24 protein-coding genes are annotated in these 25,153 nt (G+C 63.0%); 7 read left to right on the top strand and 17 right to left on the bottom strand.

Features of this window, described 5'->3' with window-relative positions; translation table 11 throughout:
• Window positions 1-54: 54 nt before the first annotated feature.
• The 6 genes from N6L27_RS17660 to N6L27_RS17635 all read right to left on the bottom strand — a co-directional run bounded on the left by N6L27_RS17660 (window position 55) and on the right by N6L27_RS17635 (window position 6,936).
• On the bottom strand, window positions 55-483 hold the full coding sequence (locus N6L27_RS17660; RefSeq protein ID WP_271908661.1) for a hypothetical protein: 429 nt from the start codon (window positions 481-483) through the stop codon (window positions 55-57).
• Window positions 480-860: a hypothetical protein gene (locus N6L27_RS17655; protein WP_271908659.1), complete on the bottom strand. Its 381-nt coding sequence runs from the start codon at window positions 858-860 to the stop codon at window positions 480-482. Before N6L27_RS17655 ends, N6L27_RS17660 begins: the two co-directional genes overlap by 4 nt.
• 8 nt (window positions 861-868) lie before the next feature.
• Entirely contained in the window at window positions 869-2,401 is a 1,533-nt protein-coding gene (locus N6L27_RS17650; protein ID WP_039186168.1) for an acyl-CoA carboxylase subunit beta, read from the bottom strand.
• 167 nt (window positions 2,402-2,568) lie between these two features.
• Window positions 2,569-3,777 (bottom strand): hypothetical protein, encoded by a 1,209-nt coding sequence (locus N6L27_RS17645; RefSeq protein WP_271908658.1) that lies wholly within the window; start codon window positions 3,775-3,777, stop codon window positions 2,569-2,571.
• 10 nt (window positions 3,778-3,787) lie between these two features.
• Entirely contained in the window at window positions 3,788-4,165 is a 378-nt protein-coding gene (locus tag N6L27_RS17640; protein ID WP_271908657.1) for a hypothetical protein, read from the bottom strand.
• On the bottom strand, window positions 4,162-6,936 hold the full coding sequence (locus N6L27_RS17635) for a hypothetical protein (protein ID WP_271908655.1): 2,775 nt from the start codon (window positions 6,934-6,936) through the stop codon (window positions 4,162-4,164). Before N6L27_RS17635 ends, N6L27_RS17640 begins: the two co-directional genes overlap by 4 nt.
• Window positions 6,937-7,113: 177 nt before the next feature.
• On the opposite strand from N6L27_RS17635, the gene N6L27_RS17630 reads away from it, so the two are divergent.
• A complete protein-coding gene (locus N6L27_RS17630) occupies window positions 7,114-8,325 on the top strand; it encodes a multidrug effflux MFS transporter (RefSeq protein ID WP_271908653.1) in 1,212 nt (403 codons plus the stop codon).
• 75 nt (window positions 8,326-8,400) lie between these two features.
• On the top strand, window positions 8,401-9,789 hold the full coding sequence (locus N6L27_RS17625) for a helix-turn-helix domain-containing protein (protein WP_271908651.1): 1,389 nt from the start codon (window positions 8,401-8,403) through the stop codon (window positions 9,787-9,789).
• Window positions 9,790-9,870: 81 nt separating this feature from the next.
• On the opposite strand, the gene N6L27_RS17620 is transcribed toward N6L27_RS17625, so the two are convergent.
• A complete protein-coding gene (locus N6L27_RS17620) occupies window positions 9,871-10,131 on the bottom strand; it encodes a hypothetical protein (protein ID WP_271908649.1) in 261 nt (86 codons plus the stop codon).
• Window positions 10,132-10,572: 441 nt separating this feature from the next.
• On the opposite strand from N6L27_RS17620, the gene N6L27_RS17615 reads away from it, so the two are divergent.
• Window positions 10,573-11,052: a DUF1579 domain-containing protein gene (locus N6L27_RS17615; RefSeq protein ID WP_271908647.1), complete on the top strand. Its 480-nt coding sequence runs from the start codon at window positions 10,573-10,575 to the stop codon at window positions 11,050-11,052.
• Between the two features lie 94 nt (window positions 11,053-11,146).
• On the opposite strand, the gene N6L27_RS17610 is transcribed toward N6L27_RS17615, so the two are convergent.
• The 5 genes from N6L27_RS17610 to N6L27_RS17590 form a co-directional block, all read right to left on the bottom strand.
• Window positions 11,147-11,386, bottom strand: coding sequence for a YdcH family protein (locus N6L27_RS17610; RefSeq protein WP_019295698.1), 240 nt, complete (start codon window positions 11,384-11,386; stop codon window positions 11,147-11,149).
• 164 nt (window positions 11,387-11,550) lie between these two features.
• A complete protein-coding gene (gene betA / locus N6L27_RS17605) occupies window positions 11,551-13,206 on the bottom strand; it encodes a choline dehydrogenase (RefSeq protein WP_271908645.1) in 1,656 nt (551 codons plus the stop codon).
• Window positions 13,207-13,309: 103 nt separating this feature from the next.
• Entirely contained in the window at window positions 13,310-14,767 is a 1,458-nt protein-coding gene (gene betB / locus N6L27_RS17600; RefSeq protein ID WP_271908644.1) for a betaine-aldehyde dehydrogenase, read from the bottom strand.
• A 56-nt stretch (window positions 14,768-14,823) separates the two neighbouring features.
• Window positions 14,824-16,332 (bottom strand): choline-sulfatase, encoded by a 1,509-nt coding sequence (betC, locus tag N6L27_RS17595; protein ID WP_271908643.1) that lies wholly within the window; start codon window positions 16,330-16,332, stop codon window positions 14,824-14,826.
• A 125-nt stretch (window positions 16,333-16,457) separates the two neighbouring features.
• Complete coding sequence (locus tag N6L27_RS17590) at window positions 16,458-17,666, bottom strand: BCCT family transporter (protein WP_271908641.1); 1,209 nt, start codon at window positions 17,664-17,666, stop codon at window positions 16,458-16,460.
• Between the two features lie 159 nt (window positions 17,667-17,825).
• Between N6L27_RS17590 and betI the strand changes: the two genes are divergently transcribed.
• Window positions 17,826-18,401, top strand: a complete 576-nt coding sequence (betI, locus tag N6L27_RS17585) for a choline-binding transcriptional repressor BetI (RefSeq protein ID WP_271908640.1) — start codon at window positions 17,826-17,828, stop codon at window positions 18,399-18,401.
• Window positions 18,402-18,417: 16 nt separating this feature from the next.
• Here the strand turns inward: betI and N6L27_RS17580 are convergent, their stop codons facing one another.
• From N6L27_RS17580 to N6L27_RS17565, 4 genes are all read right to left on the bottom strand, one after another.
• A complete protein-coding gene (locus N6L27_RS17580; RefSeq protein WP_271908639.1) occupies window positions 18,418-19,431 on the bottom strand; it encodes a DUF1036 domain-containing protein in 1,014 nt (337 codons plus the stop codon).
• Between the two features lie 65 nt (window positions 19,432-19,496).
• Window positions 19,497-20,417 (bottom strand): DMT family transporter, encoded by a 921-nt coding sequence (locus N6L27_RS17575; RefSeq protein WP_271908638.1) that lies wholly within the window; start codon window positions 20,415-20,417, stop codon window positions 19,497-19,499.
• A 50-nt stretch (window positions 20,418-20,467) separates the two neighbouring features.
• Entirely contained in the window at window positions 20,468-21,412 is a 945-nt protein-coding gene (locus N6L27_RS17570) for a pirin family protein (protein WP_271908637.1), read from the bottom strand.
• Between the two features lie 84 nt (window positions 21,413-21,496).
• On the bottom strand, window positions 21,497-22,099 hold the full coding sequence (locus N6L27_RS17565) for a LysE/ArgO family amino acid transporter (protein WP_271908636.1): 603 nt from the start codon (window positions 22,097-22,099) through the stop codon (window positions 21,497-21,499).
• Between the two features lie 89 nt (window positions 22,100-22,188).
• Between N6L27_RS17565 and N6L27_RS17560 the strand changes: the two genes are divergently transcribed.
• The 3 genes from N6L27_RS17560 to N6L27_RS17550 are packed head-to-tail and all read left to right on the top strand — an operon-like array spanning window position 22,189 to window position 24,644.
• Entirely contained in the window at window positions 22,189-23,073 is an 885-nt protein-coding gene (locus tag N6L27_RS17560; protein ID WP_271908635.1) for a LysR family transcriptional regulator ArgP, read from the top strand.
• Between the two features lie 16 nt (window positions 23,074-23,089).
• Window positions 23,090-23,782: a nitroreductase family protein gene (locus N6L27_RS17555; RefSeq protein ID WP_271908634.1), complete on the top strand. Its 693-nt coding sequence runs from the start codon at window positions 23,090-23,092 to the stop codon at window positions 23,780-23,782.
• Window positions 23,783-23,795: 13 nt separating this feature from the next.
• Window positions 23,796-24,644, top strand: coding sequence for a hypothetical protein (locus N6L27_RS17550; RefSeq protein WP_271908633.1), 849 nt, complete (start codon window positions 23,796-23,798; stop codon window positions 24,642-24,644).
• A 24-nt stretch (window positions 24,645-24,668) separates the two neighbouring features.
• On the opposite strand, the gene N6L27_RS17545 is transcribed toward N6L27_RS17550, so the two are convergent.
• On the bottom strand, window positions 24,669-25,142 hold the full coding sequence (locus tag N6L27_RS17545) for a GNAT family N-acetyltransferase (protein WP_271908632.1): 474 nt from the start codon (window positions 25,140-25,142) through the stop codon (window positions 24,669-24,671).
• Window positions 25,143-25,153 lie beyond the last annotated feature (11 nt).

Genomic DNA, 25,153 nt, shown 5'->3' with positions numbered 1-25,153 from the left:
GAGCTGCAGGCGCTGCGCAAGTGGCGCGCGCTGTCTGATATCGGCTGGGGCGGATCATGACGCTGATTCGCTCTTCATGTCAATTTTTGCCGCGATTCTGCGCGAATCCTTCGCATCTGCACGGGAATCGGGCAGTTGGGCGCCCTGCACCCGGCTGGCATGGCGGATCCAGCGGGCGCGGCGGGCGGGGTTATCCAGAACGTCCGCGATCTGCCCGGCGGCATTGGCGGGCACCCGGCCCATCACCTGGCCGCCTGCACGCACCCGCAGCCCCTGCCCTTCGGCGGTTATTTCGACCACCGGGGAGAAACCGCGCAGGGACTGCAGCTTACGCCACATGTCCTGGCGGATCTGGTGCGCCAGCCGCAGGGGATCAGCGGCAGGCAGCACCGTTTCCACCGCCACGTCGAACCGCGCAGGCAGGCGGCGCGACAGCGTCAGGGCGCCGTCCGTGCGGGTGATATGCCAGGGGGTGCGGTTCATTCAGACACTTCAATCCGGTTCAGATCGGCGGTTTGCCAGCTTTCGTTGTCGAGGCCAAAGACCACCCGCCGCGTTGGCGGAATGGTCCGGTAGTCTGCCTCAGCTCCGTCTGCCAGTTCCACGAAGTAGTCGTCAGGAAGGCCTGCGTCAGTCGTAGCGGCAAGCTGCACCATGAGAGAGACGGTTTGGCGTATCGACGCCGCTTCCTGCGGAGATGGCGCACGGGCATTCAGTATGCTGCCAAGATCAGAGCGGAACACGGCAAGCATAACTTCGCGAGCATCGGAGCCGTTGGAAATCTCAAAGAAATCGAGATATTCCAGCGGCGTGCGATCTGCACCGAAAGTCACTGCCTCGATTTCGCTCTGATCCGTCATTTACCCACTCACAGCGGAATGTTGTCGTGCTTTTTCCACGGGTTTTTCAGCTGCTTGCCCCGCAAGGAAGCAAAGGCGCGGCTGACCCGTTTGCGCGTGGACTGGGGCATGATCACCTCGTCGATGAAGCCGCGCTCCGCCGCCACGAAAGGGTTGGCAAAACGGTCTTCATAGTCCGCCGTGTGGGCCGCGATCTTGTCCGCATCGCCAAGGTCGGCGCGGTGGATGATCTCGGTGGCGCCCTTGGCGCCCATCACCGCGATCTCCGCGGTCGGCCAGGCATAGTTAAAATCGCCGCGCAGGTGCTTGGAGGCCATCACGTCATAGGCGCCGCCATAGGCCTTGCGGGTGATCACAGTGACCTTGGGCACGGTGGCTTCGCCATATGCGAACAGCAGCTTGGCGCCGTGCTTGATGACGCCGCCGTATTCCTGGGAGGTGCCCGGCAGGAAGCCCGGCACGTCGACGAAGGTCAGGATCGGGATCTCGAAACAGTCGCAGAAGCGCACGAAACGGGCAGCCTTGCGGCTGGAATCGATGTCGAGGCAGCCCGCCAGCACCATCGGCTGGTTGGCGACGACGCCCACGGTCTGGCCCTCAAGGCGGATGAAGCCGGTGATGATGTTCTTTGCGAAGTCTTCCTGAATCTCATAGAAATCCCCCTCATCCGCGACTTTGGTGATCAGCTCCTTCATGTCGTAGGGGCTGTTGGGGTTTTCCGGGATCAGGGTGTCCAGGCTTTCCTCGATCCGGCCAGGCTGGTCGAAGAACGGGCGCACCGGGGGCTTTTCGCGGTTGTTCAAGGGCAGGAAGTCGACCAGGCGGCGGACCTCTGCAAGGGCTTCGACATCGTTTTCAAAGGCGCCATCCGCGACGGAGGACTTCTTGGTGTGGGTGGAGGCGCCGCCCAGTTCCTCAGCCGTCACCACCTCGTTGGTCACGGTTTTCACCACGTCCGGGCCGGTCACGAACATGTAGGAGGTGTCCTTGACCATGAAAATGAAGTCGGTCATCGCGGGCGAATAGACCGCGCCGCCGGCGCAGGGGCCCATGATGACAGAGATCTGCGGGATCACGCCGGAGGCCATGATGTTGCGCTGGAAGATCTCGGCGTAGCCTGCGAGCGCATCGACACCTTCCTGGATGCGGGCGCCGCCAGAATCGTTGATGCCAATGACCGGCGCGCCGTTCTGCACGGCCATATCCATGATCTTGCAGATCTTCTGGGCATGGGTCGCGGAGACCGAGCCGCCCAGCACAGTGAAGTCCTGAGAGAAGACATAGACCTGGCGGCCATTGATAGTGCCCCAGCCTGTGACCACACCGTCGCCGGCCGGCTTGTTGTTTTCCATGCCGAAATCGGTGCAGCGGTGGGCGATGAACATGTCGAACTCTTCGAAGCTGCCCTCGTCCAGCAGCAGTTCGATCCGTTCGCGGGCCGTCAGCTTGCCGCGCCCGTGCTGCGCGTCGATGCGGCGCTGGCCGCCGCCCAGCCGCGCGTCCTGGCGGCGGTCTTCCAGCTCGGAAAGAATGTCTTTCATGGCTCATGTCCCCTGTCAGTTTCAGCGCGACCATATATTGCGCTGCGGCGAAGCCAAAGGACATTATCGCAAATTTGCAAACCGTTTGCATACGCGGTTGGCAAAGTTGAAAATTAGCAAAGTCAGAGGACAACTTCCGGCCCCTTCTCAGGACCGGAAAGCGGCGGTCAGGCGGCCTTGGCAATTCCGGCGATCTGGCGCAGGGCGTTGCCCAGCGGCGCCCGGACTGGCGCGGAGATGCCAAAGGGGTTCTCCTCCACCAGCGCAATCACCGGATCATCCTTGAGAAACTTGCCGTAGGCGGCAACCTGCGCCAGCAGTGCCTGCGCCGCTGTCTTGCGGGCCTCGCCGCCGGCGGAGTTCATCTCGAACAGCGCCTTCATCAGCGCGGTCTGATTGCCGCCTGTGACGCCTGCCAGCCCGGCATCAGCGATCCGCGCCAGCACCGGATGGTTCTGGGAGCGCAGCGCGGCCTGCAATACGGAGATGCCGCGGTCCACGTCTTCCTTGGCGGCCTGCCAGATTGCCATGACATCCTCCCCGGGCGCTTCAGCCGCAGCCGGGGTCTTCAGGGCCTGTGCCAGCACCTTCAATCCAGCGGCGGCATCCCCCAGCGCGCCGGATTTCAGCTGTGCGGCAATTTCCTTGGCCCGGGCCGCCAGAGGTGCGGCCTTTTCCGGCGGCAGCGCTTTGATCCTGGCTGCCTGTTCCTTCAGAAGCTTGCTGAGCCGGGCCGACTGCTCCTGATCTGATGAGGGTTTTGCAGACTGCCCCTGAAGCTTGGCCAGTGCTGCCTCCAGACGTGTCAGGCGGGCGGCGCAGCCCTCATGATCGCCCTGCCCCAAGAGCTTGACGCTGGCCTTTACTTCCGGCGCGAGCTTACCGGTAAGATCCGGGTTGCCCAGCGCCTTTACCGTTTCCGCAGCAGCGGCGATGCGCTGCTTCAGAGCTGCGGCAACACCGTCGTCCGCCTGCGCCGGTGCGGCGGTCTCCTGCGCTTCGGCGTCGTCATCCGGCAAGGCTTCCTCGTCAATTACGCTGCCGTCGGGGCCAATCAGGACTGGTTTAAACTTGACCATTCCCTCCTTCATGAACCGCTTCTTGAGCTGCTTGACGATGCCCTTCAGCGGTTTTACGGGCTGCAAGAGAACCTCGTTCTCCTCCACCCGAAGGGTGCCGAAGCAGGTTTTCTTGATACCCGGCATTTTCTTCAGGTCGCCGCGCAGCACCTTGCCCGGCTTACGCAAGTCGATCATCAGCCCGCAGTTCTCGGGCTTGGCCCCCAAGCCGAAGGCAAAGGGCAGCTCCTTACCGGAGGCCTTGGATTTCTTGATGAGTTTCAGGACGGCATCGGCGTCAAAAGACTGGTCGGACATGGCAATTCCCTCAGGCGCCGGTGAAGGCGTCCCACTCCTCTGCGCTCATTTCGACAAACTCCAGATCGGCCTCGTCACCGGGCTCTGACAGCGGCTGGTCCGGCCAGATCATGCCATAGGCACGGCGGAACAGCGCCTCCAGCTCCGGGCCGGAAAACGGGTACTGCTGACCTGCAAACTGGCTGATGCGCCCGTCCGGACTGGCGATTAGCGCATCCAAAGCGAGACGCAGCCAATCCAGGTTGCCCTCCTTATGGGCGCGTTTGTGCATGGCGCGGATGTCGGCGTCGAATTGCGCCAGATCAGCCATCGGATCAGGCGCATTCACAGCCCTCCCCATGGTCAGGAGCCGCGTGTAGCCTTCGATCAGTTCCTTGCGGATTTTCATGGGATCATGTTCCCCGGATTGCCATTGGTGTAGGTCTTGGTTTCGTTGTCCCAGCCGTCAGCGACCGGGTATTGCTGCATCATCACCCAGCGGCCCCTGATCCGGGCTGGCGGGGCCCCGTGGCGGGTGGTGTACTTTGCCACGTAGTCGGCGTTATCCTGCGCTTTTTCCTCGTCGTAATGCGTGCCCGGCGCGGGGTGGCCGGTGGTCTCGTCCGGCAAAAGCTCCGGCTCCCAGATGAAGTTCACATAGGCGCGGGTCAGCCCCTCGATCTCCTCGAAGGTTTCATAGGTCTTGTCGGAGATCGGCTCGCCGCTGTCATCCAGGCGCACATGTTTCTTGTGGCCGATATAGGCCTTATCGATCGGGCGGCCGTGCTCGACGGTGAAATCGGCGTTTTCGTCCGGGTCGGTCAGCGGATCCCCGGTGAAAGTCATTTCCGTCTCTGTGATGTCGATGCCGTTGGCCAGCGCCGCTTGCGCCGCCAGCTCGCGCCCCGCGAGCCAGTCCTGCGGGCTGTGGAACTTGGACGAGGCGCCGGTATAGGAGCGCTCATCATCGGAATGGGCGTTCGGAGGCTTGCCGGTCTTGAGGCGGGTGATCAGGTCCTCGTCGCTGACATCCGGACCGTGGCGGTCCAGGGAGTGGCCTGCGTTGCTGCCTGCCCCATCCGCGGCTTCGCAGGCTTCTGCCGTCTCGGTGCTGAGATCGGCAAGATCCCCGCGCAGCGCGTCAAACAGCGTTCTGGCTTCGGTAAAGTCAGGCTTGGCGGCCTCTGCTTCCGCGGCGGCGGCGCGGAGTTCGAACGGGTCCAGTTTTTCCGCCTCCACCCCTGCCCGCCGCAGCGCGCCAAGAATGCCCTGCACCTGAAACCGTGCGGTCGCCATCGGCTTCACCTGCTTCAGAAGCGTCAGGTGCTGATCGAGCAGCAGGAAGGCGTCGCCGTACTCCCCGTCATCACCGGCCCGGTCGGTGGCGGTCTTGAGCGAGGCGTCCAGTGCGTTTTCGGCCTCCGGCAGCTTGAGATACTTCTTGGTCCGGGTGTGTTCCTTTTGGACCTTGGCGAGTTTGGCATTGTAGTCGGTCATGGCAAGCGCCAGATCCAGATAGTCGGTTCCGTCCAGCACGCCCCGCAGGTCCGACGCTGCCTTGGCCGGGTCGCCGCCGCGGGCGGTGAGGTCTGCCGCCTGCATTGCGTCATCAAGCGTGCTGCGCAGGTCTGCCGGATCACCGGGCAGCGCGGCCAGCAAGTCCAGCGCAGTCTGGCGCAGGGCAAGATAGCCTGGCATCATCTGCAGTTTTTCCAGCGCCCCCGGCGCAGCCGCAACTGCCGCCGGATAGTTCGCCCCGGCCAGGGCATCGGTCACCGGCCTGTGAAAATCATACCCCTCCGCCGCCGGATGCCGGCGCAGGATCGCGTCCATTTCGCGGCGGCTGTCGGTTATCGCTTCCAGCTTGAACAGCTGATCGAGCTTGGCGTGGTGCTGCGGCGCACCGGTGTTCATGTCGAAGTCACCGGCCTCGGCCAGCAGTCTGTGCGCCTCCCAGGTGGTGTTCAAGTCTGTCAGCTCAGGCTCCTTCAGCACTTGCTTCAGCGCGTCATAGCGCTTCTGCAGGGCCTTGAGGATCTGGGTGGAATAGCTTTGCCCCATGATCGCGGGATGCGAATTGACCCAGGACTTCAGATCCTTGAGCGCTTTCTTGGGATCATTGTCCCCGGCAGCGGCCTGCTTGGTCTGGGCCGCCAGCACCGCATTGCGGAACTCCGCATTCGGCATCATCGACATATCAAACCCGCGCAGGAACTTGGCCAGTGCCGCGCGCTCCTTGGTGCCATAGGCGATCAGGGCGTTCAGCTTGGCCTCTGCCTCCGGGAACTTGCTGTCTTCATAGGCCAGTTTCTTGGCGTCTTTCAGGTGATTGCGGAAGTCACCAGTGTCGCGCAACTGGCTGCTGAGGATGTTCTGGCAGCGCTTGTGGTGATTTGCTTCGTAGCCGCACAGAAGGGCGTCGAAGCTGACAGCAGCCGCCAGGTGGTCCTCGGTATCAAGGTTGCTTTTCCAGACCTCCAGCGCCGCCTTGGCACCATCGAAATCCCCCGTCTTCGAGAGCGCTGCCGCGGCCGCCATCCGTGCCGCGCGTTCGGTGGTTGCGGTTTCCTTGGCCGGATCATCCATCGGCTTGATCAGCAACAGCGTGGCACGGGTCCAATTGTCAAAGAAGACTCCATAGGCCCGGGCCTCCTCTGCTTTGGCGGCGATGTCCTTGGCCTGCGCCTCCACCGCTTCGAAATCGGCGGCTGAGACGGCGGCGGCCATGGCCTTTTGCGCGGCCTTGATCAGAATTTCGAGGAAGGTGAACGCGCCCTGGTCAAGGCTGTCGCGCTCCTTGGCGAATTTTTCCTCTGCCGCGGCAAGCGCGGCCTGCGCCTTGCCGCGGGCGGCGGCAATGGCCAGTTGGGCGGTGATCTGGTCTTTCAGCGCCTGAATGCCGCTGTCAATCTGATCAAAGGCCTCCGCCGCGTCAGCGCCTAGGATCTGCTTTTTCAGCGCCTTGCGCCCGCCGGCCAGGCTGCGCCGGGCACCCGAGCTGAGTGCAGCGGGCACGCCGGTCTTGTCCAGCTCTGCCAGTGCCGTGGTGCGCCGCGCTTCCAGCACCTCCCCGCCGGCTTCCGGCGTGTCCGGCATGTCCCACGCCTTGGCGTCATAGAAGCGTTCAGCCCAGAGGCGGATGGCAGGGTTGTTGGCAAGCGGATCGGGGGCATTGGCCATGGATCACCTCGGCAGCAAATAGGACGGGACTGAAAAACAAGAAAAAATGCAGTAGTGCCCCCAGCATAGGCGGCGCATTGTTTGGCAGGCAAGTGTCTTCTGACGCGGCGTCACCCCTGTGCGCCGCTGCACATGCGGCAGATGGACAACCCCGGCCGACTGCTCTAACCCGATGGTATGTCCACATATGATACCCGGGCCCCTGGCCAGCGGACGCCTCCGCGCATTTTCACCCTGATCCTGCTGGCAGGCCTGTCTGCGCTTGGCATGAACCTGCATCTGCCGTCGCTGGCAGGGATGGCAGAGTATTACGCGGTGGATTACCGGGTGATGCAGCTGTCGGTGGCGCTCTATCTGGCGGGCAATGCGGTGGTGCAGATCTTTGTAGGGCCGATTTCCGACCAGATGGGGCGGCGTCCGGTCATTCTGATCAGCATCGTTTTGTTCCTGCTGTCCACATTGGGCTGCATATTTGCGCCGACGGCAGAGTTGTTCCTGCTGTTCCGGGTGGCGCAGACGGCGGTGGCCGCAACCATGGTGCTGAGCCGCGCCGCGGTGCGCGACATGTATGACACCAACGAAGCCGCCAGCATGATCGGCTATGTCACCATGGGCATGGCGGTGGTGCCGATGATCGGCCCCGCCATTGGCGGCTTCCTGGATCAGTGGATGGGCTGGCAAGCCAATTTCTGGCTGTTGTTCCTGGTCGGCGCGGCGACGCTGCTCATCACCTTCAGCGATTTCGGCGAAACCGCGCACAAGAGCGGCAAGACGCTGGTGGCGCAGTTCCGCGAATATCCGGAACTGCTGCGCTCGCCGCGTTTCTGGGGCTATTCGCTGTCGTCCGGTTTGGCGTCGGGTGCGTTTTTTGCCTATCTGGGCGGCGCGCCTTTTGTCGGCACCGAGGTCTACGGCCTCAGCACCGCGGAGCTGGGCGTCTGGTTCTCGGCGCCTGCGGTGGGGTATTTTGCCGGCAACTTCATTTCCGGACGGTTTTCCACACGGCTAGGCGTCAACCGCATGGTGCTGTGGGGCTGCGTGATCAATGGCGGCGGGGTTCTGATGTCGCTGCTGATTGCAATGGCAGGCGCAGACAGCGTGTTCACCTTCTTTGGCCTGATGTGCTTTGTCGGGCTGGGCAACGGCATGGCGATCCCCAATGCAACTGCCGGCGCGATTTCGGTGCGGCCGCATCTGGCAGGCACCGCCTCAGGCCTCAGCGGCGCCATCATGATCGGCGCAGGCGCCGCGCTCAGCGCCTTTGCGGGGATGCTGCTGGTGCCGGGATCGACCGCGGTGCCGCTTTTGGTGATCATGTTCGCCACCGCGACGATGGGGCTGGTTGCCATTCTGCTGGTGGTCTGGCGGGAGCGGCAGATCCGCGCATGATCCCGGTCACGGGCTTGCAGGGGTGAGTTTGCAATTATACCATTCGCAAGAAATGGATTTGCAAAGGCTCACCTCATGGCCACCCAAAAACTTTACGCAGGCGCCAAGCTGCGCGAGATGCGGCAGCGGCTGGAGCTGACGCAAAAGGATTTTGCTGCCAAGCTGGGGGTCTCCCTGCCCTATCTGAACCAGATGGAGAACAACAACCGCCCGGTGTCAACCACGGTGGTGCTGGCGCTGGCGCAGGAATTCGGCATGGATGTGACCGAATTGTCAGCTGGGGACAGCGAACGGCTGGTCAGTGACATGCGCGAGGCGATGGCGGATCCGGTGTTTGCCGATGATGCGCCGCCGCTGGCGGATCTGCGGCTGACCGCCTCAAACGCGCCGGCGCTGGCGCGGGCGTTTCTGGCGCTGCACCGGGCCTACCGGCAGACCCATGAACGCCTTGCCTCATTGGATGAGGCGCTGGGGCGGGAGGATGCGCGCATTCAGGCCAGCCCATGGGAAGAGGTGCGCGATTTCTTCCACTACTGCGACAACTACATCGACGCGGTGGACCACGCTGCTGAGCGGTTTGCGGCCACCAGCGACATCCGCGCGGCAGCGATTGCAGAGCTGGAGCGCGGCGGTATCAAGGTGCGCCAGACCGAAATGGAGGGGCTGCGCCATTACGACGCCGAGGCGCAGGTGCTGCATCTGTCGAACCGCTCCGCGCCGCAGACGCAGCTGTTCCAGATGCTACTGCAGGTGGCGCTCCTGGGGCAGAACACCTTGCTGGAAGCCACCCTCGATTTTGCAAAGTTTCAAAGCGAGGAGGCCCGCGCCATCGCCAAGATCGGCCTGGCCAATTATTTCGCGGGTGCGGCGCTGATGCCCTACACACGGTTTCTGGAGGCGGCGCAGGCCTGCCGGCATGACCTGGAGCTGCTGGCGATCCGATTTGGCGCCTCGATTGAACAGATTGCGCACCGGCTGTCGACCATGCAGCGTCCCGGTGCCAAGGGGGTGCCGTTCTTTTTTGTGCGGGTGGATCAGGCGGGAACGATCACCAAGCGGCACTCAGCCACGCGGTTGCAATTTGCCCGCTTTGGCGGCGCCTGCCCCCTGTGGAACGTTCACCGGGCGTTTGAGACCCCGGGCCGGTTCCTGCGCCAGCTGGCGGAGACGCCGGACGGGGTGCGCTATATCTCGCTGGCGCGGGATGTGTCCAAGCCGGGCGGCTCGTTCGGCGCGCCGGTGCGGCGCTATGCGATTGCCCTGGGGTGCGAGGTGCGCCACGCGGACGCGCTGGTCTATGCGGACGGGATGGATGTGAGCCAGGACAGCGCCTATGAGCCGATCGGCATCTCCTGCCGCATCTGCGAGCGCAAGGATTGCCACCAGCGCTCTGTGCCGCCGCTGGAACGGCGTCTGACGATCAACACCGACCAGCGCGGTGTTCTGCCCTATGAGGTAAGCTGAGGGCGCCGCTGGCGGCGGCAAATTTCTTTCAGGATATTTGCCAAGGACAATCGAGCATCCTTGGCCGAGGAAGCGGGAAATTCAGGCGCGCAGACGGTTCAGCAAGCGGGACATCAGCGCACGGTCCTTTGCGGCCGCTGCCCGCGGCGGCTGATTGGGCTGAACTGCTTCGGCTGTTTGCCATTGCTGCACCCGGCCGGGAGCGGGTTTCTGCTCTTGCACCGGGTCTTCAGCGGCCGTTCTGACCACGCTGCGGACCGCTGCCAGCATGTCCGCATCAGAGGTTTCGTCGGGTACGCCTTCGATCTCTTGCCAGCGCCCCGGCTGATAGACCTGTCCCATTGGTTTACTCCTTCACACAACTGCACAGCAGGCACTCTGAGACCGTATTTCCTGCTGCAGGCAAGATATAGAGCGACCGGTCACATTTTTGACGAATTTGCCTTAATTTAACCTGATTTGCCGGAAATTACGGAGAATCCTTCCAACATTCCCTGTTGAATTTGAACACTGTCTCCAAATCAAGATCAATCCGGCAACTGCGATTCGCACATAGGTTGAAACCAGAGCGCCATTCCCGCGTGAGCGGCGAAGAGGCGCTCGGCTGCGCGGCAGAAATGAGGGCAGAACCAGCGAAACGCGCAAAGAAGGCATCACCCATCAAAAGAACGCACGCGGACTGTCCTGCGTCCAATCAATTGCTGAGCGCGAGGGTATCGTTGACTTTTTCAGCAATTGAGAACAAAACAGGAACGCAATTCACCATCGGAAGAAAGGCACCCCATGGAAGAGAAGCTCAGCACATCCCGGGATTTCGATTTTGAAACCGGCCGTTGGAATGTGCGTCACCGCAGGCTGAAAGAGCGGCTGACTGGCTGCCGCGAATGGGAAGAGTTTCAGGGAACCTCGGAAACCCGGGCGGTACTGGGCGGCAATGGCAATGTGGAAGACAACCTTCTCAACTTCCCCGGGGGAGCGTACCGCGCCATTGCCTTGCGGTCTTTTGATCCTGCCAGCGGGACCTGGGCGATCTGGTGGCTGTCGGCAAACGCCCCGCACCAATTGGATGTTCCCGTGGTTGGCAGGTTCGAGGACGGCACCGGATCTTTCTTTGCAGAGGACACGCTGCGCGGCGAACCCGTGTCAATCCGGTTCCTGTGGCTGCAAACGGACACAGAAACACCGCGATGGGAACAGGCCATGTCACGGGACGGCGGCAAGACCTGGGAAACAAATTGGACCATGGATTTCACCCGCGCGTAATTGGCGCAGCCGCCCCTTGCAGCAAGGCCGAAGGGGAAAGATAGAAAAGGGGCACCATTGGTGCCCCCTGCGTTTTACCGCCTGCCTGAAGGTCTCAGGCCTTCGACAGGATCCCCCAGATCTCATCCTTCAGCGCGGCACGCTGTTTGCGCAGATCGGTTTCGGCCTGGGCGCTGACCGGCTCCACGTTGGTTTCCGCCCGGTGCACGGCGCGGTTCACTTCGTGGTATTCATCCGACAGCTTGGCGAAATGCGCATCCGACTGTTTCAGCTGGCTCATCAGCGCCGCTTTTTCCGGGAATTCCTCGGCCAGTTCATGGGGAGTGTTGGACACCTGCTCGCTCCTTCTTCCTAGGGTCGTCTGCAGGGTATTGCCTTCCCCGGCCCGCCACTTTGACGCGGATCAAAAGATGCGGGAAAGGCGCTGATTTTTGAGGAAAAAGTAAGCCGCCCGCACAAAGGGGAGGTGGCGGGCGGCTTGCTGGCAGTGCAACAGGATCAGCGTTGCGCTTCACGCCAGTTCGGGTTGAACCACGGCTCTGCGTTGGAGGACGGCAGGCGGCGGCCCAGGATGTGGTCGGAGGCCTTCTCTCCGGTCATGATCGAGGGGCCGTTAAGGTTGCCGTTGGTGATCCGCGGGAAGATCGAGCTGTCGGCAACGCGCAGGCCGTCGACACCGATGACACGGCATTCCGGGTCAACGACCGACATCGGATCATCCGCCGCGCCCATCTTGCAGGTGCCGCAGGGGTGATAGGCGCTTTCCACGTGCTCGCGTAGGAAGCCGTCGATCTCGTCGTCGGTTTGCAGATCGGTGCCCGGCTGGATCTCGTGCTTGAGGAACGGCTTCATTGCGTCCTGGGCAAAGATTTCGCGCGTCAGGCGCACGCATTTGCGGAAATCGATCCAGTCCTGCTCGGTCGACATGTAGTTGAACAGGATGTTCGGCGCGTCCTTGGGATCTTTCGACGCCAGCGTGACCTCGCCGCGCGAGGGTGAGCGCATCGGGCCGACATGGGCCTGGAAGCCATGCCCCTCTGCCGCCGCCTGACCGTCATAGCGGACCGCGATTGGCAGGAAATGGTACTGGATGTCGGGGTAGTCGACGCCCTTGTCGGAGCGGATGAAGGCGGCGCTTTCGAACTGGTTCGAAGCGCCCAGGCCGGTCTTGGTGAACATCCACTGGGCCCCGACAAGGCCCTTGCCCAGCAGGTTCCAGTACTTGAACAGGGTGATCGGCTGCTTGCAGGCGAACTGGAAGTAGAATTCCAGGTGGTCCTGCAGGTTCTGGCCGACGCCAGGGCGGTCGGCGACCACGTCGATCCCATGCTCGGCCAGGTGCTTGGCCGGACCGATGCCCGAGAGCATCAGCATCTTGGGGGAGTTCAGCGAGGACGCGGCCAGGATCACCTCGGCATTTGCGCGGATCACCTCAACCTTGCCGCCGCGTTCGATCTCGACACCCACGGCGCGGCCGTCCTCGATCACCACCTTGCGGGCGAAGGCGCGGATCAGGTCGCAGTTCTCGCGTTTCAGAGCGGGCTTCAGATAGGCGTTGGCGGCGGACCAGCGGCGGCCCTTGTAGACCGTCATCTCCATCGGGCCGAAACCCTCCTGCTGCTCACCGTTGTAGTCGGAGGTGACCGGGTAGCCCGCCTGCTCGCCCGCCTTGACGAAGGCGTCGTGCAGCGGGTTGTCGCGGGGGCCGCGGGTCACATGCAGCGGACCGTCCTTGCCGCGCCAGTCCGCATCGCCGCCGTGGCCGCGGTCGTTCCAGGTTTCCATGCGTTTGAAGTAGGGCAGCACGTCGGCATAGGACCAGCCTGCGGCGCCCGACTCGGCCCAGTGGTTGTAGTCGCCTGCGTGGCCGCGCACATAGACCATGCCGTTGATCGAGGAGGAGCCGCCGATCACCTTGCCGCGCGGGCAGACCAGCTCACGGCCGCCCAGATGCGGTTCGGGCTGGGATTTGTAGCCCCAGTCATAAAACGGCATGTTCATCGGGTAGCTGAGCGCGCCCGGCATCTGGATAAACGGCCCGGCATCGGTGCCGCCGTGTTCGATCACCAGCACCTTTTTGCCGGCTTCGCTGAGCCGGTAGGCCATGGCACAACCCGCAGAGCCGGCTCCGACAATCACATAATCCGCGTTCATTTCTTCTCTCCGTCGCTGAGACCGGGGGCTGCCCGCCTGCCCGGCTCTGCCTTAGTTCGGTGCAGGGCCGCCGCAGCGGCACCTGCCATTCTTACTGCCCGGCTCAGAACGCCGCTTCGACGTCGCCCATGCGGACGTAGACGGATTTCACCTGGCTGAAGTGCTTGATCGCCTCTTTCGAATTCTCGCGGCCCACACCCGATGCCTTGACCCCGCCGAACGGCGCCTCGACCGGCGCATCGTTGTAGGAGTTGATGAAGCAGCTGCCCGCTTCCAGCTGGCCGATCACCCGGTGGGCGCGGCTGAAGTCGTTGGTGAAAACGCCGGCGGACAGGCCGAACTCGGTGTCATTGGCGCGGGCGATCACCTCTTCCTCGGTGTCGAAGTCAAGGACGGACATGACGGGGCCGAAGATTTCCTCGCGCGCGATGGTCATGTCGTCGGTCACATCGGCAAAGACGGTCGGCTGGATGTAGTAGCCGTCCATGTCCGCACGCGCGCCGCCGCAGACAACGCGGGCGCCTTCTTCCTTGCCCTTTTCGATATAGCCCAGAACGATGTTCATCTGGTTCTCGGTGACCATCGGGCCAAAGCTGGTGGCCTCATCCATCGGGTCGCCGAGGATGGCGTTGCCGGTACGCTCCGCCAGGCGGGCCAGGAATTTCTCCTTGATGCCTTTCTGCACGAACACTCGGGTGCCGTTGGAGCAGACCTGGCCGGAGGAGTAGAAGTTGCCGTTGATGGCGCCGCCGACGGCGTTGTCGATGTCGGCGTCATCAAAGATGATCAGCGGCGACTTGCCGCCCAGTTCCATGGTGACGTGTTTCATGCCTGCCGCTGCGGCGGCATAAACCTTCTTGCCGGTCGGCACCGAGCCGGTCAGCGAGACCTTGTCAACACGCGGGTCGGCAACCAGCGCACCGCCGACCTCGCCCATGCCCTGGATGACGTTATAGATACCGGCCGGGGCGCCGGCCTCGTGCAGGATCTCGGCCACTTTCAGGGCGCAAAGCGGCGTGGTCTCGGAGGGTTTGAACACCATCGAGTTGCCGCAGGCCAGCGCCGGTGCGCCTTTCCAGCAGGCGATCTGGGTCGGGTAGTTCCAGGCGCCGATGCCGACGCAGAGGCCCAGCGCCTCGCGCACGGTGTAGACCCAGTCCTCGCCCATCGGGATGTGCTCGCCGGTCAGGGAGCCCGCGAGGCCACCGAAGTATTCCAGCGCGTCGGCGCCGGAGGTGGCGTCAGCCACCAGGGTTTCCTGCAGCGGCTTGCCGGTGTCGTAGGTTTCCAGAACGCTGAGTTCATGGTTGCGCTCGCGCGTAATGTCGGCAGCGCGGCGCAGGATGCGGCCGCGCTCGGTGCCGGTCATCTTGGCCCATTCTTTTTGGGCCGCCTTGGCGGTGGAGAGCGCCTGTTCGACGATTGCCGGCGTGGCGGCGTAGACAGTGGCGATCTGCTCACCTGTCGCGGCATAGATCACCGGGATCGGGGTGCCGGCGGTATCCTCGACGTATTCGCCGTTGATGAAGTGGCTGGCCTTGGGCTGTGCGGGATGTGTCATTTTGTGTGTCTCCAGCGGGGGTCTTCAGCAGGGGAGATGCTGAGTAGTTGCTATGGTTATTCTCCGCGGGGAAAGCGTTTGCTTTCCTCGAGGTTGTCGAGATTCATGTGGTTGCGCATGTAGCGCTCCGAGGCTTTTTGCAGCGGCTGGTAATCCCAGGGGTAGTAGCCGCCCTGGCGCAGGGCCTCGTAGACGACCCAGCGGCGGGCCTGACTGGCGCGCACCTCTGCGTCGAAGGTTTCCAGGTTCCAGCGGGCCTCCGACTTGGCGCGCAAGGATTCCAGCGTGCCGGCATGGGCCGGATCATCTGCCAGGTTGTTGAGTTCGTGCGGGTCGGCTTCCAGATCAAACAGCTGGTCGGGATCCAGGGCGCAGCGGTTGTATTTCCACTTGCCGTAGCGGAGCGACACCAGCGGCGCGTAGGACGCCTCAGCCGCGTATTCCACGGCGACCGGCTCGGTGCGTTCCGTTCCATTGGCCAGCGGCACCAGGTTCTGGCCGTCGGTCCAGGGTTCGATTTCTGCCATGTCGACACCGGCCAGCGCGCCCAGCGTCGGGGTCACGTCCAGCGTGGACACCGGGGTCTCAATCAGGCCCACGGGCAGGTCCGGCGCCGAGATCATCAGCGGCACGCGGGAGGAGCCCTCGTAGAAGCTCATCTTGAACCAGAGGCCGCGCTCGCCCAGCATGTCGCCGTGGTCGGAGACGAACAGGATGATCGCTTCCTGCCTTGTGGTTTCCAGCACGTTCAGGATCTCGCCGATCTTGTCATCCAGATAGGAAATATTGGCGAAGTAAGCGCGGCGGGAGCGTTTGATGTTCTCTTCAGTAATGTCGAAGCTGCGCCAGTCGTTGGCGTCAAAGATCCGCTTGGCGTGGGGGTCGTGGTCCTCGTAGTCCATGGCGGGGACTTCAGGCAGCAGGTGCTCGCAGTCCTCATAAAGATCCCAGTACTTGCGGCGCGCCACATAGGGATCGTGCGGATGGGTGAAGGAGACGGTGACGCACCAGGGGCGCTCGTCGAGGCCGCGCGACAGCTCATACAGCTTGGCGGTGGCGTTGTAGGCGACCTCGTCGTCGTATTCCATCTGGTTGGAGGTTTCCGCCACCCCTGCCCCGGTAACGGACCCCATGTTGTGGTACCACCAGTCGATCCGCTCGCCCGGCTTGCGGTAGTCCGGGGTCCAGCCGAAATCGGCCGGATAGATGTCGGTGGTCAGCCGGTCCTCGAACCCGTGCAGCTGGTCGGGGCCGACAAAGTGCATCTTGCCCGAGAGGCAAGTGTAATACCCGGCGCGGCGCAAGTGGTGGGCGTAGGTCGGGATGTCGCTGCGGAATTCGGCGGCGTTGTCATAGACGCCGGTGCGCGAAGGCAGCTGGCCGGACATGAAGGAGGCGCGGCCCGGGGCGCAGAGCGGCGACGCGGTATAGGCGTTCTTGAAGCGGGTGGAGCGTTCCGCCAGCTTTTTCAGGTTCGGAGCATGCAGCCACTCGGCGGGGCCGTCCGGGAAAAGCGTCCCATTCAACTGGTCAACCATCAGGATCAGGATATTCGGGGCACTCATCGCGGACCTCCCAAGTATTGGCGATGCTTTGCAAAGGCGCCTGGCAGGCCCGAAGGCGCTGCCAGGCAGTTTGGTGGCCGGTCCCGTCATTCGGGGAAACTTGGGGCCCAGCCGGGAGACCGCCCTTAGTGGGCTGTCTTGATCTTTTCGAAGTCGAGCGTGTTTTCCTCGGGCGAGGCGTCGATGCTCATGACTTCGCTGCGCTTGAAGGCCACGATGTAAGCCAGGCAGGCCACGTAGATGGCGATCACGATGGTGCCGATCCACTGGATCTGCAGCCACTGGCTCTGGAATGCCAGGGTCAGGCCAAAGAGCACAACCGCGTTGCCGAGCACGTAAGGAATGGTGCCGAAACGCTTGGCCGTCAGGTTCAGGTTGTCGGTGTAAAGGCGGATCAGCGAGTCAAAGGAGTTGACCACAAAGATGATGCCCACAGCGACCATGGAGACGTTGATCAGCAGCGTCGTTTCGATGCTGTTCAGGTGGTAGTAGTACAGGACCGAGAACCACACACCCAGCGGGATCGACGGGAAGATCAGCAGCGCTGCCAGAACCTGCCAGGTGCGCAGACCGCCGACAAAGCGGGAGGTGAACTGGCCGATCATGATCGACCACGCGAACCACCAGAACAGGTAGAATTCATGATAGTCGGTCAGCGGCAGGATGAATTTGTGGATGTTGGCGAAGTAGCCGCCGATGTTGGACGCTGTGTCCGCAAAGGCGCCAAGGCCCATGCCTGCATAGGCCCACATGCCCAGGATCAGCGCCAGGAACAGCGCAGTGGAGCCGACCGACAGAATACGAACGTATTTGATGTCGGTGGAGGAGAAGGCGGCAAACAGGATCACCAGGAAGGTGATGACATAGAAAGCCGGGATCACGGTTTCGCCGTCACCCATGAAGGTGGCGTAATACGGCAGGTAGATCAGGAACAGCGCGCCGGTGAAGGCGCAGGTGCCGATGATCACGATGTTGTTGATCCATTTCACCAGCGGGATCTCAAAGAACTTCACCCGCGGTTCCACCACGCAGAAATAGAAGGTTGTCAGGAAATAGAAGCCCCAGATCAGGAAGCCCCAGAAGCCGAACTCCAGCGCAAGCGGGTTGGTGAAGCCATAGGCCGGTTCCGCCGCGGTGTCCGCATAGAGCGGGAAGTCCCAGGCCAGCGGGAACATGATCAGGCCCACGTCCAGACCGGAGGTGAACAGGATTGCGATGAAGGTGAAAAGGTGAACGGGGGTCACGCCGACGTTGCGGACGTTCCACCACTTGATCACGCAGAACGCCACCAGCGCAAAGGCCAGCAGAATCCCGAACGAGATGATTGAAGTCATATGTCCCTCCCATTTCCGGGCGGTTTCCGCCCTCAGACATGGATCGGTTACATATCACAGCAGACTGAAGCGCCAAACAGTTTTTTAAACGGTCATTCAAGTTTCAGAATCGCGCGAACAACAGTTGAAACGCCGCCCCAATTGCCGCACAACTTAATCATGAGCAGGAAACGCATCCGGGACATCCGCAACGAAGAGCTGATCGAAGCCACCATCGTTGCCGTGCACAAGCGCGGCTACGGTGTTGTAACCATGGCAGAAATCGCACGGGAAGCCGGAGCGTCAGCGGCCTCCATCAACTATTATTTCGGCTCCAAGGAAGGGCTGATGGAAGCCACCATGCTGCACCTTCTGGGCAAGCTGCGGCAAGCGATGAGTGCAGGCTATGCAACCGCGCGCACCCCGCGCGAGCGCTTGTATGCGGTGATGGATGCGAACTTTGCGGACGGTCTGTTCACCGTCCCCCAGTGCAGCATCTGGATGCAGTTCTGGGCAAATGCCCCTTACTCAACGCGCCTCAGCCGCCTGCATCGAATCAACCGGGCCCGGGTCCGCAGCCATTTCCTTGCCGAACTGCGGGCCCTGCTGCCAGAGGACCGGGTGGAGACCGCGCGCCAGGCGCTGCAGTGCTACATGGACGGGGTCTGGCTGCAGGCGGCACAGTCGGAAGAAGCGCTGGACCCGGATGAGGCCCGTGCCGCGGCGCACCGGGTGGTGGACCTGGTGATCCCCTGATCCTGGGGTCAGGGGTTCAGCGAATCCGCCGGTAGTCCAGCCGGATGCCATTGGGAATATAGACCAGCGTTATCCGGTCCTGTGTCAGCGCCTCGATCCGGTAGCAAAGGCTGCTTCCGCGCAGACTGTCCCAGGCCTGGAGATACTCACCCTCACCGCGCGCCTTCCCTTCACAGCTGGTCCGCACCGAGAGGAACTCCGGCGTCATCTGGCGCCCTCCATAGCTGGCCCGGCGCACGGCACCGGAAACGATGAACCGGTCGAGCGGATTGCGCTCAGACTGCCACCGGCCCTGCATCTGATGCAAGATTTCATCCAGGCGGCCCGGCACCCGCGGCGTCACGCTGTGAAGATCCAGTTCACCGAACGACCCGAAACGGGAGGTCATCTCGCCGTCGATCACCATTGAAGTGCCGCGCAGCACACCCAGCAAGTAGGTAAAGAGCGGGTCGCTGACCTGCAGCCGGCCCTGTGCGGCGAGCTCCATGCCGTCGCCAACGAACTGGCAGGTAGCGGTTTCCTTGCGGGGGTTCAGCCTGCAGCCCTGAAAGATGACCTCAGCCGTATAGTGCTGCCCGCCTGTCCGCAGATGATGCGGGTCCTTCCCCCGTGCCGCAGCCCGTCCCGCACCGCCGGCTGAGCGTTTACTGAGCAAGACCTTCTGATCTGAGGATGCCTTGGCAAAGCGCAGGGGCACCTGATTTTCGCCGGTGCAATCGCCACCATGCGGGATGCGGAACCGGCCCGGTGCAGTACAGAACCGCACACTGTCATCACGGAAACGGTATCCGGGGCTTTCGGAGCGGAAATAGAGAAACTTGCCCTGATACTGGCGCGGCGCCGCCTCCATGCATTCACCCGGATGCAGATGCTGCCAGCCCTGCGCCACCCAGCCGCCACGGTCGCGCAGGACCACTGCCAGATGGTGCAAGGCATCCGTATCATTGCAGATCCTGGCACCCGCCTGGGCCTCCGCCAGATTAAGAAATGCTGCCAGCAGCAGTGCAGGCAGCCAAAGGCATTTCATCATTCAAGGCTCCTGCAATCCTCCGCAGGCGCAAGAGGCTACCAGGGTCAGTAACGTCAACAAGGCGATTAAACGCCCGCGGCATTACCGGAAGATGAAAGAGCCTTCTTTTTGATCCTGGCTTCACGCAGGGAAATGAAACTGACCGCAGCCAGGATCAGCCCGCCGCCGGAGACGACCCAGATGTCTGCAGGCTCCCCAAAGGCCAAGGCGCCCAGCAGAGTGGCCCAGACCAGCTGCAGGAATGTGACCGGCTGGGTGACAGCCACAGGCGCGGCGGCAAAGGCCAATGTCATGGTGTAGTGGCCCGCGGTGGCGAAGCAGGCGACACCGAAAAGGATCGCAACCTCTGCCAGTGTCGGTGTCACCCAGACTGCCAGGGCAAAGGGGGCAAGGCCGATGGTGACAAAGACCGACAGCATCCCAACCACCACCGCCGGACTGTTGCTGCCAACGGTGAACTTGGCGATCAGGTAGGAGGCACCAAAGGAAACCGCTGTGAACAGCATGGCGATGTGGCCAGAGGAGACCTCACGGAAGCCCGGACGCAGGATGATCAGCGCGCCGATCAGCGCAACAGCGATGGCGGAGATGCGGCGGAAGGCCAGCTTCTCCCCCAGGAACAGGGCAGCTCCCAGCGTGACATAGACCGGCGACAGGTAGTTCATCGCCGTGACTTCAGCCAGCGGGATCTGCGTCATGGCGTAGAACCACAGGATCACACCCGCCGTGTGCACCACACCGCGTCCGGCAAACAGCGCCCAAAGACGCGGGGTGAGATGCGCCCTGCGCAGCGCGCCAGCCATCGGGATCAGGAACACCAGCCCGAGGAGATACCTCAAAAAGGCGCTTTCGGCAGGCGGGATGCGGGTGCCGAGCGATTTGACCAGAGCTGTCACCGCCACGAAGCAGAGGCCGGTCACAACCATCCAGAACACGCCCCTGAGCGGGTTCTGTGCATGCTGGACGGGGGCGGAGGATTGGCTCATGGGCTGACAGAACACCCGTTCGGGCGGCGGCGCAAGGCTTCACATGTGAATTATTTCCGGCCCTCGGGAAGCGGGATAAATTCTTCGTCATCGCCGGGCGGCAGCTGGAAGCGGCCATGCCGCCAGTCGCCTGCAGCCCAGGAAACCTTGGCCGCTTCGATCCGGTCGCGTGAGGAGGCAACGAAATTCCACCAGATATAACGCGGCCCGTTCAGCGTCTCACCGCCCAGCGCCATCAGCCGGGCGCCCTCAGGCCCGGCGGTCACGGTGATCTCATCGCCAGGGCGGAACACCATCATGCGGCCCGCCTCAAAGGTGTCGCCGGCGATCTGCACCGAGCCTTGCGTAACATAGAGCCCCCGGTCCTCGTGATCGGTAGGCAGCGGCAGCCTGGCACCCGGGTGCAGCATCACATCGGCATAAAAGGTTTCTGAATAAAGGGTTGCCGGGGCTTTCTCACCCCAGGCATTGCCGAGGATCAGGCGCACGGTCTTGCCCTCGCCCTCCAGTACCGGCAGCGCCTCCTTGCCATGGTGCTCAAAGGCCGCTGGAACATCTTCGTGACTGTCGGGCAGCGCGATCCAGGTCTGAATGCCGAACAGGCTGCTTGGGTTCTGGCGGGTTGCGGCAGAGGTGCGCTCGGAATGGGAGACGCCCTGTCCCGCAACCATCCAGTTCACCTCGCCCGGATAGATCATCTGGTGCGTGCCGAGGGAGTCCATGTGCTCAAACTCGCCCTGATAGAGGTAGGTGACAGTTCCGAGGCCGATATGGGGATGCGGGCGCACGTCGATGCCCTGGCCGGTCAAAAACTCGGCAGGCCCGGCCTGGTCGAAGAAGATGAACGGCCCGACCATCTGGCGGCGCGGTGCAGGCAGCGCACGGCGGACCTCAAATCCGCCGATGTCGCGGGCGCGCGGAATGATCACCGTCTCGATGGCATCAAGGCTGCCCGCATCAGGGCATTGCGGTTCCAGTGCCGGGTTCCAGCTCATCCTTCCCTCCTGTCGGCTGTCATGGGGGAAAGGTAGGGCTTTTGTGCGCAGGCGTTAGGCCCGCCTGCGCACAAGTGCTATTCGTCACATCAACAGGAGCTTGGCGGCAATCGCCCACATCGTGAGGCCGACGAGGGCGTCCAGCATCTGCCAGGCGCGCGGGCGGGCAAAGACCGGGGCCAGCAGGCTGGCGCCATAGCCCAGTGAGAAGAAGAATGTGAAGCTGGCGACGGCGGCTCCGGCGGCGAAAATCAGCGGGTCGGGATACTGGGCAGAGATCGAGCCCAGCAGAACCACCGTGTCCAGATAGACATGTGGGTTCAGCCAAGTGAGCGCCAGAACGGTGGCCAGCACCGGCAGCAGCGCCGCGCCTGCACCTTCTTGCGCGGCCTCCAGCGTTTCGCCTCCGCGCCAGGCGCTGCGCAGGGCGCGGGCACCGTACCAGATCAGGAAGGCCGCGCCGCCCCAGCGCATCGCCTGCTCGAACCAGGGCACCGCCACCGCCAGGGAACCGAAGCCCAGGACCCCCGCGGTTATCAGCAGCGCGTCGGACCCGGCACAGGTCAGGCAGATCCAGAACACATGCTGGCGCCGCAATCCCTGGCGCAAGACAAAGGCATTCTGGGCGCCGATCGCCATGATCAGGCTGAGGCCAAGGGCAAATCCGGCAATCAGGCTGGGGGGCATTGCAGTCTCCATCGTTGTGATGGGGTTTGACTACCGCCCGCCATGACATTAATCCAGTTAAAGAGCTTAAGGGTAGATTAGAGCTTCTAATGCAGATGGACCCCAGCCAGCTGGCAGCACTGAGCGCGGTGCTGCGTCTTGGCTCGTTTGAGGCGGCGGCGCATTCCCTGAATGTGACGCCTTCAGCCATTTCACAGCGGATCAAGGCGCTGGAGGACAGGACCGGCACCGCGCTGGTACTGCGCGGATCGCCCTGCACCGGCACAACGGCAGGCCTCAGGATTGCCAAACATGCCGAAGACATTGGCCTGCTGGAAGCGCAGCTGGCGCGGGAACTGGCGCTGGAGGCAGGCCACGGCCCGGTACGGCTGCGGATTGCGGTCACTGCCGACAGCCTGGCGAGCTGGTTCATTGATGCGATGGCCGCGGTGGAGGGCGTGCTGTTCGATCTCTTGGTGGATGACCAGGACTACAGCGCCGAATGGCTGAAACGCGGCGAGGTCTCTGCTGCTGTGACCGCCAGTTCCAAACCCGTGACCGGTTTTGACGCCTATCCGCTGGGTGCGCCGGAGTATGTGGCAACCACAAGCCCGGCCTTTATGGACCGCTGGTTTCCCGGCGGGGTGACACCGGAGGCCGCCGCAAAGGCCCCTTGCCTGATCTTTAACGCCAAGGACAACCTGCAGCGGCTGTGGCTGGAGCGCAATGTGGCCCCCGGTCTGGCACCGCCCGCGCATTTTCTGCCATCGACACAGGCGTTCATTGATGCGGCCGCGGCAGGCCTGGGCTGGGGGATGAACCCGCTGGCAATGGTTGAAGGGGACATCCGCGCGGGCCGTCTGGTGCCGCTGATCCCGGAGACCACGCTGCCGGTGCCGCTGACCTGGCAGGTGGCGCGGGTGATGGCCCCGGCCCTTGCCGAGGTGACCCGCGCCGTGCAGAAATCGGCAAGAGAGTATTTGACGCAGAGCTAATCCGGAAAGACCGCCTATGTTTGCCAAAGACGCGCTCAGCTATGATCCGCTGCCGCTCCCCGACAGGGCGGAATATTCCGACGCTCAGATGCAGGAAAAGGCCGCTGCGTTCCTGGCGCATATGCAACGGCGGCACACGGTGCGGGACTTCACCGAACAGCCCGTGCCGCGGGCAGTGGTCGAGACGTGCATCCGTGCCGCCGGAACCGCACCCTCGGGCGCCAATCACCAGCCATGGTTCTTTGCCGCAATCTCCGACCCCGCGCTGAAGTCGCAGATCCGCGCAGAGGCCGAGGAGGAAGAGCGCCGGTTTTATGCGGGCGGCGCCGGTGATGAGTGGATCAAGGCGCTGGAGCCAATCGGCACCACTGCCGATAAGCCGCATCTGACCACAGCGCCCTGGCTGATCGTGGTATTTGCCCAGCGCTGGGGAGAGTTTGCGGATGGCACGCGATACAAGAATTACTATGTGCCAGAAAGCGTGAACATTGCCACCGGTGTGCTGCTGACGGCGCTGCATACGGCTGGGCTGTGCACATTGACCCACACGCCGAACCCGATGAAATTCCTGAACGGCGCCCTTGGCCGCCCTCCTTCAGAAAAACCCACTATGATCATCGCTGCGGGCCACCCGGCAGAGGATGCCGTGGTGCCTTCCGTTGCCAAGCTCAAGAAGCCGCTGGAGCAGATCTGCCAGGTGTTTGAATGAAACCGGCTGCAGGATGAAGGGCGCCCCTGCCGCCCTGCCCCGCAGCCTGGCGCTGCAGGTGGTGCTGCCGCGGGCAGCTGTGCTGCTGGTTTGGCTGGCGCTGAACCAATGGATCAAACTGCCGCTGATACTGGCCTATGCGCTGATGGCGGCCGATGCGCTGCTCCACCTGTGGCAGTTTCGCGCCTATCAGCTCAGCGCTGACGACCATGTCCGCAGCACCGGTGCCATGGCCCCGGTCTGGGGCGGTTACCTGCTGCTGCTGTTTGCGGGTTTTGCGTCGCTGACCCAGTGGTGGGATGCCCTGCTGATTGCCCGCGAGGTGGAGGAGCCTGCCTATGCCGAGCAGTTGAGGCTGGAGCGTGAGGCACTTTATCAGCTCACGGTTTCCGCGGATGGCAGGACGCTGGTCTTTGACGGCGAAATTACCTTTGGCCTGACAAAACGGCTGCGGAAGTTGGCCGAAGACAACCCGGGCCTGATGCAGATGGATCTGACCGGCCCCGGCGGGCTGATTGCCGAGGCCCGCGGCGCTGCACGGCTGATCCTTGAGCAGGGCTGGAACACCCGTGCGGCAGGGCTATGCGCTTCTGCCTGCACGCTGGTTTTTGCCGCTGGCAGCCAGCGCACATTGGGGACCGGCGGGCAGCTCGGCTTTCACAGCTATGCGCTGCAGTTCGAGAGCGGGCTGCCGCAGATCGACCTGCGGCGCGAACAAGAGAAGGATCGCGCCTTCCTGCTGCAGCAAGGGGTCAGTATGGAGTTTGCTGAACAGATATTTGAAATGCCCAGCGCAGAGCTATGGGTGCCCAGCAGAGATGAGTTGCATCGTGGCGGGCTCATCAGAGCGGGCACGCGCTGATCACTGACACCTCGGCACCGAAGGTCAGCGGGTGAGTTGCTTGGTCATCTGGTAGTTATGCAGGGTCACTCCGCGGCGTTCGATTTCGCGCCGGGTTTCAGCCGTAAACCCCCGGCGCAGAAAGAACCGGCGGGCAGCCTCGCTGGCCTCCACAAAAAGTGCGGTGAGACCGAGACTGCGGGCTTCGGCTTCCAGCCGCTCGTACAGCATCGCTCCCGTACCGGTGCCCGCCGCCTCAGGCTGGCAGTAGAAACAGTCGATATGCCCGTCCGTCTCCAGTTCGATGAAAGCCTGCGGCTGGTCCTGCGCATCCGCGGCGACAAAGACCCGGCGGCCATCAGCGGCGCGGCTGGCCCAAACCTCTGCCGGGGCAGGCTCCGGGCTCCAGGCGCTGAGCTGTTCGGGACTGTAGTCCCGGGCGCCTATGACATGGACCGCGTCATGAAAGATCTGCGCCAGCGCTGCAGCGTCTTCGGGGCGGAACTCTCTGATCTGCATCGTGCAGCCCT

The organism is Leisingera sp. SS27 (assembly GCF_028368855.1).
Lineage (GTDB): Bacteria > Pseudomonadota > Alphaproteobacteria > Rhodobacterales > Rhodobacteraceae > Leisingera.
The sequence above is the reverse complement of the archived record's forward strand: the minus strand, read 5'-3'. Positions and strand labels throughout refer to the sequence as shown.